Origin of the sequence: Cytobacillus sp. S13-E01 (genome assembly GCF_029193815.1) — a bacterium.
GTDB lineage: Bacteria > Bacillota > Bacilli > Bacillales > Bacillaceae_L > Bacillus_BV.
In genome coordinates this window covers 1-1498 of sequence record NZ_JARFVC010000074.1, presented here as the reverse complement: position 1 = coordinate 1498, position 1498 = coordinate 1, and the positions used below count along the sequence as shown (strand labels likewise).

The window sequence follows — 1498 nt, the reverse complement described above, 5'->3', positions numbered from 1 at the left end:
CGTCAGACTTTCGTCCATTGCGGAAGATTCCCTACTGCTGCCTCCCGTAGGAGTCTGGGCCGTGTCTCAGTCCCAGTGTGGCCGATCACCCTCTCAGGTCGGCTACGCATCGTCGCCTTGGTGAGCCGTTACCTCACCAACTAGCTAATGCGCCGCGGGCCCATCTATAAGTGATAGCAAGGAGCCATCTTTCAATAAGAAATCATGTAATCTCTTATATTATCCGGTATTAGCTCCGGTTTCCCGAAGTTATCCCAGTCTTATAGGTAGGTTGCCCACGTGTTACTCACCCGTCCGCCGCTATTCTTAGGAAGCAAGCTTCCTAAGAACCGCTCGACTTGCATGTATTAGGCACGCCGCCAGCGTTCGTCCTGAGCCAGGATCAAACTCTCCAATAGAGTTGACTTGCTCATGTAAAACATTTTTAAAACAAACATTGACGCTTGTGTTGTATTCAGTTTTCAAAGAACTTTTTTGTGACAGACTCATAATTTATCAAAATTACGTTGTCATGTCAACCACTATTTTTAACTTGTTTTTGCTAGTATGTTGATCAGCAACATCATTTAGTCTACCATACCTTTTCTCTAAAGTCAACTTCTGTGAAGTAGTCTTACATTAAAAAAGCACGAGACACGATATTCACTGTTTTCATCAACATCATTTATCTTACCATCTATTCATTTCACTGTCAACTTCTGCGAAGTTGTAATAGTTGGTAAAAGCCTGGCGACGTCCTACTCTCACAGGGGGAAACCCCCAACTACCATCGGCGCAAAAGAGCTTAACTTCCGTGTTCGGCATGGGAACGGGTGTGACCTCTTCGCCATTGTCACCAGACTTTTATTCTACTATAAGAAAGAACGATTTCAACTAGAAATTTGTTCCTTCAAAACTAGATAACGTGCAGACATTCAATGAAGATAGTGTCCAGCTACAGCTCCTAGCCTCTCGATCACTTCACCTCCTCCTTCAGAAGCAAAGATCGCTTCTTCGTCAGAGCCTCCAGTGCTTGTCGAGGCTGTTCAGTCGCTTTCGCATTTCATGTTTGGTTAAGTCCTCGAACGATTAGTATCAGTCAGCTCCACACGTCACCGCGCTTCCACCTCTGACCTATCAACCTGATCATCTTTCAGGGTTCTTACTAGCTTGTGCTATGGGAAATCTCATCTTGAGGGGGGCTTCATGCTTAGATGCTTTCAGCACTTATCCCTTCCACACATAGCTACCCAGCGATGCCCTTGGCAGAACAACTGGTACACCAGCGGTGTGTCCATCCCGGTCCTCTCGTACTAAGGACAGCTCCTCTCAAATTTCCTACGCCCACGACGGATAGGGACCGAACTGTCTCACGACGTTCTGAACCCAGCTCGCGTACCGCTTTAATGGGCGAACAGCCCAACCCTTGGGACCGACTACAGCCCCAGGATGCGATGAGCCGACATCGAGGTGCCAAACCTCCCCGTCGATGTGGACTCTTGGGGGAGATAAGCCTGTT

Annotated in this window: 3 rRNA genes; all 3 read right to left on the bottom strand. The window is 47.5% G+C overall.

The features are described from left to right. Positions 1 to 398 (bottom strand): 16S ribosomal RNA (locus tag PY093_RS21220); the annotation flags it as partial. A gap of 326 nt (positions 399 to 724) precedes the next feature. Further along, positions 725 to 840 (bottom strand): 5S ribosomal RNA (gene rrf / locus PY093_RS21215). A 208-nt stretch (positions 841 to 1048) separates the two neighbouring features. Then, positions 1049 to 1498, bottom strand: a 23S ribosomal RNA gene (locus PY093_RS21210); the annotation flags it as partial.